At 73.9% G+C, this 7,547-nt stretch carries 8 protein-coding genes; 4 read left to right on the forward strand and 4 right to left on the reverse strand.

All coding sequences use genetic code 11. The features are described from left to right. Window positions 1–133: 133 nt before the first annotated feature. From ACFV6I_RS11465 to ACFV6I_RS11480, 4 genes are all read right to left on the reverse strand, one after another. On the reverse strand, window positions 134–898 hold the full coding sequence (locus ACFV6I_RS11465; protein ID WP_380424669.1) for an ABC transporter permease: 765 nt from the start codon (window positions 896–898) through the stop codon (window positions 134–136). A gap of 22 nt (window positions 899–920) precedes the next feature. After that, a complete protein-coding gene (locus ACFV6I_RS11470; protein ID WP_063350668.1) occupies window positions 921–1,895 on the reverse strand; it encodes an ATP-binding cassette domain-containing protein in 975 nt (324 codons plus the stop codon). Window positions 1,896–2,041: 146 nt separating this feature from the next. Continuing rightward, window positions 2,042–3,235, reverse strand: coding sequence for a glycosyltransferase (locus ACFV6I_RS11475; RefSeq protein ID WP_380424671.1), 1,194 nt, complete (start codon window positions 3,233–3,235; stop codon window positions 2,042–2,044). Then, window positions 3,232–3,555, reverse strand: a complete 324-nt coding sequence (locus ACFV6I_RS11480; protein ID WP_159398581.1) for a hypothetical protein — start codon at window positions 3,553–3,555, stop codon at window positions 3,232–3,234. Before ACFV6I_RS11480 ends, ACFV6I_RS11475 begins: the two co-directional genes overlap by 4 nt. 145 nt (window positions 3,556–3,700) lie before the next feature. Between ACFV6I_RS11480 and ACFV6I_RS11485 the strand changes: the two genes are divergently transcribed. From ACFV6I_RS11485 to ACFV6I_RS11500, 4 genes are all read left to right on the forward strand, one after another. After that, on the forward strand, window positions 3,701–4,633 hold the full coding sequence (locus ACFV6I_RS11485) for a 3-oxoacyl-[acyl-carrier-protein] synthase III C-terminal domain-containing protein (protein WP_063350671.1): 933 nt from the start codon (window positions 3,701–3,703) through the stop codon (window positions 4,631–4,633). Between the two features lie 69 nt (window positions 4,634–4,702). After that, the gene (locus ACFV6I_RS11490) at window positions 4,703–4,993 is read left to right on the forward strand and encodes a phosphopantetheine-binding protein (RefSeq protein ID WP_079136143.1); all 291 of its coding nucleotides are present in this window, start codon (window positions 4,703–4,705) and stop codon (window positions 4,991–4,993) included. Between the two features lie 4 nt (window positions 4,994–4,997). Beyond that, entirely contained in the window at window positions 4,998–5,777 is a 780-nt protein-coding gene (locus ACFV6I_RS11495; RefSeq protein WP_380424673.1) for a hypothetical protein, read from the forward strand. A 158-nt stretch (window positions 5,778–5,935) separates the two neighbouring features. Next, window positions 5,936–7,547, forward strand: a 1,612-nt coding sequence (locus ACFV6I_RS11500) for a condensation domain-containing protein (protein WP_380424676.1), incomplete at its 3' end; no start/stop codon positions are given.

A 7,547-nucleotide genomic window follows, 5' to 3' on the forward strand; every position in this document is an offset into this window, starting at 1 on the left:
GGGGCGCGGGGGGCGGGGCCACGCGAGCCGCCCGTCTCTCGTCGGTGGGCCCCCGCCCGGCCCGCGGCGGGGGGGCCCCCCCGGCGGGGGGGGCCGCCGCGCCCCCCCCCCCCCCCTCCTCTCGTGTCGTGTCTCAGCGCACCCGGGTGGAGAACAACCGGGCCGACCAGTACACCGACAGCACGGTCATCACCACGACGACCAGCAGGCCCTGCCACACCGCACTGTCCCCGAGGTGGCCGGAGAACAGCGCACGCATGCCCTCCACCGCCCAGTAGAAGGGGTTCCACTTGGCGGTCTGCTGCAGCCAGTGCGGCGCCAGGGTGAGCGGCAGCAGCACCCCCGAGAGCAGTGCGATCGGCTGCGCGAGGGTGTTCACCACCGGTGCCATCGCCGCGTCCGTCGGCACCATCAGCGCGATGCCGTAGGAGATCGCCGAGGTCATCAGCGCCAGCAGCCCGAGCAGCAGGTAGGCGAGCAGCAGGTTCAGCGGGCTCACCCGCAGCCCGAACGGCAGCGCGATCAGGGTGATCAGGACGGCCTGCACCAGCAGCGCCACCATCTCCCGCAGCGCCCGCCCGAGCAGCAGCGCCAGTCGGCTCACCGGCGTCACCCGGGCGCGCTCGATGATGCCGGCCTTCAGCTCGCCGAGCAGGCTGAAGCCGGTGAACAGCCCGCCGAAGATGCACAGCACCGCCAGCAGGCCCGGCACGTACATCTGGTAGGTGTCGGCGTAGCTGCTGGTACCGCCGGGGACGAGCACCTTCTTCAGCAGCGGGGCGAACAGCAGCAGGTAGAGCACGGGCTGGATGATCCCGACGGCGATCCAGATCGGGGTGCGGATCATCAGCAGCACCTGGCGCTGGAAGACCAGCCAGGTGTCGCGGGCGAGCTTCATGGTCTCCCCAGGAATGGGCGGATCAGGACTGCTGGAGCGAACGGCCGGTGCGGGCCAGGAACACGTCGTCCAGGCTGGGGCGTTGGAGCTGGACGGTGCCGGGTGTCACGCCCGCCCCGTCCAGCGCGCGCAGCAGCTGCGGGATGGCCGCCGCGCCGTCCTCCAGGTAGAGCCGCAGTCCGTCCTCCCCGCTGAACTCCAGCCGGTGCAGGTAGGGCTGCGGGCGCAGCACCTCGGCGGCCCGCTCGGCGACGCCCTCTCCGGGCTCCAGTCCGAGCAGCACGACGTCGCCGGAGATCTCGCGCTTGAGCACCTCGGGCGTGCCCTCGGCCACCACCTGGCCGTGGTCGACGATCGCGACCCGGTCGCACAGGGCGTCGGCCTCGTCGAGGTAGTGCGTGGTGACGACGACGGTCATGCCCTCGGTGCGCAGCCGGCGGATCTCCTCCCACACGTACGCCCGGCTGGCCGGGTCCAGCCCGACCGTGGGCTCGTCCAGGAACAGCACCCGGGGCTCGTGGATGACGCCGAGCGCGATGTCCACCCGGCGGCGCTGGCCGCCGGAGTAGGTGGCGCACGGGCGGTCGCCGAATTCGGCCAGGTCGAAGGCCTTGAGCGCGCCCTCGGCGGCCTGGACGGCCTGCGCCTTGGCGGCGCCGTACATCCGGGCCTGGAGCACCAACTCCTCGCGGGCGCTGACGGTGTCGGTGGTGCCGCCGCCCTGGGCGACGTAGCCGATCCGGCGGCGTACACCGGCCGGGTCGGTGAAGAGGTCGGCCCCGGCGATGCTGGCCTGACCGCCGTCCGGGCGGATCAGGGTGGCCAGCATGCGCAGGGTGGTGGTCTTCCCGGCGCCGTTGGGCCCGAGGAAACCGTAGATCTCGCCCGCGTCGACGGACAGGTCGATGCCGCGCACAGCGTCGACGGTGGGGTTCTCGCCGCTCTTGCGGGAGGTCTTCTTGCGATAGGACTTGCGCAGTCCCGTGGTCTCGATCAACCGGAACTCCCGTGCTGGGATGGGCTGCCACGGCACCTGGGAAGGCGGTGCTCGGCACCTGCGAAGGCGGTGCTGGGCGCCACCCTAGGGCGAACCCCGGCCCGGAGACAATGGCCTAGACCAATGGACGTTGATCTTCCGGTCTGCTACAGGGACCCCGGTAGCGGCTGCCGGAAGTCCCGCCCGGCTCGGGCCGCCAGGCCCTCCAGCCGGTCCGCGGCCGTGGCCGCCCCGCCGCCCGCGCGCAGCGCCTCGCCGACCCGAACCGCGTCGCGCCGGTAGTCGGCCGTGTCCAGGACGGCCCGCAGGGCCTGCGCCAGCCGCTCCGGCGTCACCCGGGCGAACGGCACCCGCAGCCCCGCCCCGGCCGCCGCCACCTGCGCCGCGACGAACGGCTGGTCGTGCCGGATCGGTGCGGTGACCAGCGGCAGGCCGTGCGTCAGGGCCTCGCCGACGGTGTTCATCCCGCCGTGGCACAGCACCGCGTCCAGCGCGCCGCGCGCCATCAGCTCCAGCACCGGCGCCCGGTCCACCGCGACGGCCTGCGGCGGCAGTTCGGGCAGCAGCTCGCGCGGGGCGGCGAACACCGGCTGCACGTCGTCGCCGCACAGCTCCAGCGCCCGGGCGGCCCGCGCGTGGAAGTCCGTGCCCAGCTCGCCGGCCAGCGTGCCCATGGTGACCAGCACCCGTCGGCGCCCGGGCAGCAGCCGCTCCCACGGGAAGTCCGGATCGGCCGGCCGGGCGGACTGGACCGGCCCGACCAGCGCGTGGTGCGGGGGCGGCGCGTCGTCACCGGTCAGCGCGGGGCCGGTGGTCGCCAGCACCAGGGCGGGGGAGAAGCGCGGGTCCACGTACTCCTGCGCGGGCAGCCGGGCGCGCTCCCACAACCCGCGCAGCAGGCCGGTCATCCAGGCCTCCACCTGCGGCAATGCCCGGTACGGGCGGCCCAGTTCCATCGCCCCGGGCGCGAAGCTCGCCCACGGCAGGCCGTGCCGGTGGGCGGCCAGCGCGCCCGCCGGGGTGTGCTGGTCGACGAGCAGGACGTCCGGCCGGAACTCCCGCACGATCGCGTCCAGCGGCTTCGCGGTGAACCGCGCGTACGGGACGATGAAGCCCTCCCACAGCGAACGCAGCGCGGCGAGCCCGTGCCCGCCCTGCGCCCGGAACGCCCGGGTGCCGGTGCCGAGCAGCTGGGCCTGGGGGCCGAGCAGCGGGCGCAGCACCGACTCGGTGCCGGTCCATGCGACGTCGTGTCCGCGCGCGGTCAACTCGGCGGCGATGCCCGCCGCGGGATTGACGTGCCCGGTCAACGGGGGCATCACCAGCAGGAACCGGGTCATCGTGCACCCTCCTCGGGGATCAGTTTCTGCAGGTCGGCGACGGTCAGCGCTTCCAAGGCGGCCAGGTCCAGCCCGGCGCGCAGCCGGGCCAGGTCGGCGGCCGGGCCGAAGCGTTCGCGCAGGCGCCCGGCGAGCGCGGCCAGCTCGCCCTCGTCGAGCAGCAGGTCGCCGTCCAGCCGGGCGTCCGGGGTCAGCCGGTCGGCCCAGCCGGGGGGCGCCCCGGCGGCCTCGACCAGCAGGGCGACCAGCTCGGGGTGCAACGGCGCGGCGGGGTGGTGCGGTTCACGGTCGGACGACGTGTGAGAAATGGCATCGGACATCGAAGGGGGTCTCCCGCCTGCTCGACGGCACGGGGGTGAACGCGCCCGCCCCGGAGGCGGATTCGGCGGCCTCGGAGACGAACGCGACGGTGAAGGGGCCCGAGATCACTTGTGCGACCAGGCGGGCGTCGGAATACTAGCCCGCGTGACAGCACTGGAGGCAGTGGCCGTTCACCTCCCCCCGCACGCCGTGCCCATCGAGGCGGTTGGTGAGCGGATCGGCCTGACCCCACGTCAACTTCGACTCTTCCGCCGCTTCCACGGACTGGACCAGCTCCGTCTGGACCCGTCCGGGACGCTGCCCGACCTGCTTGACTCCGCCCTCGACAACCTGCCTGAGCTGCGCGGACGCGAACGGGACGTCCGCTTCGTGATCCACGCGCGCAGCATGCCGGTGGCGGTGCCCTACCCGCTCAACCCACTGCACGACCTGCTCGCCCCGCGCGGCCTCGCGCACGCCAACGCCTTCACGGTGACCCACCACGCGTGCGCGGTGGGCCTGCTGGCCATCGACCTGGCCGGCCGGCTGCTCGCCGCCGAGCCCGACCCGCGGGCGCTGGCGCTCATCCTGGCGGGCGAGAAGACCTTCACCAAGGACGCCCAGGTGGTGCCCGAGACGGGTATCTTCGCCGAGGGCGCGGCCGCCTGTCTGGTGAGCGCCGACGGCGAGCGCCACCGGGTGCTCTCCTTCGCGGTGCGCCAGCGCCCGGAGTTCGACGGCCGGCTGGCCGAGGACGCGGACCTCCTGGGCCGCTACCAGCGCGAGTACCCCAACGTGATGGTGGAGGCGATCGAGGCCGCCCTGGACGAGGCAGGTCTGGACCTCTCCGACCTGGCCGCGGTGCTTCCGCACAACGTCAACCAGGCGTCGTGGCGGATGATAGCGCGCCGGATCGGCTATCCGCTCGACAAGGTGGTGCTGGACAACGTGCTGTCGGTGGGGCACAGTTTCGCTGCGGACAGCCTCATCAATCTTCACACCGCCACCACGCGGGGGCTGCTGCGCCGCGGCGACCACTACCTGATCGCCGCCGCCGGTGTCGGAGCCACGTTCTCCGCGATGGCGGTCCGCTGCTGACGAAGCGTCGGCTTCGTCCATCCTTCCCATGCCAGACCACTCTCCCACGTACGACGGGACGGGACACCCATGTCAGAACCTGTGGTCCAGACCACTGACCCCGAGCTGCGCGAGCGGATCCGCACCGGCATCGGCGAACTGCTGCCCCGCGTCCTCAAGCGCGAGCTGCCCGAGATCCCCGAGAACGCCTGCCTCTTCGATGATCTCGGCCTGACCTCGGCCGGCACCATCGAGCTCATCCTGGAGCTGGAGGAGTCGCTCGACATCCAGGTGGACGTCGAGCAGATCACCGAGGACGACCTGCGCTCGGTCACCAAGCTGGCCGACTACGTCGCCGGACACGTCATCCCCGAGGACTGACCAGGTGGCCGACCACGGCCTGCGGATCACCCGGGCGCTCGCGCGGCGCTTCGACGGGCGCTCGGAGGCCTCGCTCCACCCGGACCTGCGGGTGTTCGTCTCCGACCTCGTCCGCCCCTACGGCCTGCCGCTGCGCGAGGACCTGCTGCGCGAGGGCGTCGGCCACTCCTACGAGGAGCTGGCCGCCGACCTGCTGCGCGAGGCGCTCGCCGAGGACGAGCCCGTCGACCTGCTGATCCTGGCCTTCGACACCCCGGACGTCCGACCGGGCGCGCCGTCCTCGCTGGCGCTCAGCCGGTCCTGTCCGGGCACGCCGCTCGCCTTCGCGGTCTGCGACCAGGGCGTCGCCGCGGCCTTCACCGCGCTGCGCCTCGCGGTCGACTACCACCGCACCGGATCCTGCCGTCGGGCGGTCGTGGTGCTCGCCGAGCAGACCGCGCTGCACCACGAGCCGGCCGCGCCGGTGTCGCTTCCGGAGCGGCACGGCGTGGTGGTGCTGGTCTGCGAGGAGGCCCCCGGGCCTGATATGGCGATCCATCAGATACCTGGCGCCGGGCTGTCGGACGCGGTGGTGCGGGATCGGGCTACCGGGCTGGGGCCCGACCCGGCGCTCGTGCTCGGCCCCGGGCTGGCCGGTGCCGACTGTCCGGCCGCCCAGCCGTTCACCGGGGCCTGGGCGGAGCTCGCCGAGCAGCTGCCCGCCTGGCGGGCGCAGGGGCGCCCCGTCCTGGTCGCCGACCTGGACCGCCGGCTCGGCGTGCTGAGCACGTTGACCCTTCCGTAGCCATGGTTCGGTTCATGCCAACTTGCCTGCCTCGCACAGGAATTGATGAACCATCGGTTTGGTAGACGATTGGTCTGGACCAGCGTGCGAGGTCGCTGGTAGCGTCCCGATCGCACCCCCGCTGAACCCTTCCCGGCGAGCCGAAAGGCGCGTACGACGTGACCCCGTACGGCGAGACACAGAGCAGTAGGCGGATCGAGGTCCGGTACGCGGCCCCGGCCGACGGTTCGGCCGGCGGTTCGGGGCCGCTCACGCTCGGCCAGGACAACATGATCCGGTGCATCGGGCGCGACGCCCCCGAGCAGATCAACAAGGATTCGCTCTGGCCCGTCCCGGACGGCACCTCGGTGTCGGCCGGGGTGGCCGCCCTGCGCCGGCTCGTCGAACGGCACGAGTCGCTGCGCACCTCCTTCCCCGCCGGCCCCGGCGCGGACGGCTTCCCGGAGCGCCAAGTGGTGCACCCGGAAGGCCGGTTCACCGTCACCGTGATCGAGGCGGGCGATCGCGACGGCACCCAACTGGACGCGTTCGCAGCGGAGTTGGGCCGAGCCGACGTCGCCGTTCCGTTCGACCTGGCCGCCGCCCCGCGGCTGCGCGGCACCCTCGTCGCCGACGGGGAGCAACTGCTGCGGCTGGTCGCGGTGGTCTGCCACGCGGGCGCCGACGGCGCCGCCACCGTGCTGCTGATCCAGGACTGGCTGGACCTCGCCGCCGGCAAGGACCTCCCGCCGGTCACCGCCCCGACCCCGCTGCGGATCGCGGACGCGGAACGGAGCGCGCAGGGCCGCCGCAAGTCGGCCGCCGCCCTGCGGTACTGGGCCCGCAGCCTCGCCACCGGCCCGCAGGTGGTGTTCGCCGACGCGCGGATCACCGGCCCCCCGCGCGACCACTCGGCCGTCCTGGTCCGCTCCCGCACCGCCGCCGAGGACCTCGCCGCCGTCTGCCGCCGCACCGGCGCGAGCCCGTCCGTCGTCCTGCTCGCCGCCTTCGCCGCGCTCGTCACGCACCGGTCCGGCCGTCCCGAGCTGGCGCTCTCGGCGCTCTCCGCGAACCGCCAGCGCGCCGCCCTGGTCGACCACGTCGGCACCCTGGCGCAGGACGCCCTGATCCGGCTCGACACCGGGGCGGCCGACCTCGACCAGCTGATCGGCCGGGCCAAGGCGGCCTCGCTGAGCGCCTACTGGCACAGCACCCTGGACGCCGAACAGGTCTGGCGGCTCATCGAGGACTGCGCCCACCTGCGCGGCAGCCGCTTCCCCCGGCATGTCGTGGTCAACGACCTGAGCCTGACCATCCCCGCGGCCGTCGCCGACGCCCAACCCGCCGCGGCCGCCGACCCCGAACTGACCCGGGTGCCCGCCCCGCCGCTGCCGGTCCGGCTGATGTTCACCATCCTGCGGATCAGCGGCAGCCTCGACTTCGCCCTGATCAGCTGCCCGCAGGTGCTGGACCCGGACGAGACCGACCGGTTCGCGCGGGCGCTGCTCGCCGTCCTCGCCGCCGCCGCCCGCGGGCCCGTGCCGCTCGACGCCCTGCCCGGTGTCGGCGGCGTGCCGACCCCCGGCCGGAGCGGGGAGTGGCACCTGGTCGACGGTTCCTGGATCGACCTGGCCGCCGTCCGCGCCCTGCTGGAGGCCGCCCTCGGCGCGCGGGGGGCCCCCGCCCCCGACCGCCGACGGCTGGGCGTGGCGCCCCCGGCGGTGTTCCGGGTCGAGGTAGCGGCTCTTCACGGATCCGCGCAGCTTCGCGGCGTCGCGCGGTGCCGGCGAC

Source organism: Kitasatospora sp. NPDC059803 (assembly GCF_042732255.1).
Classification (GTDB): domain Bacteria; phylum Actinomycetota; class Actinomycetes; order Streptomycetales; family Streptomycetaceae; genus Kitasatospora.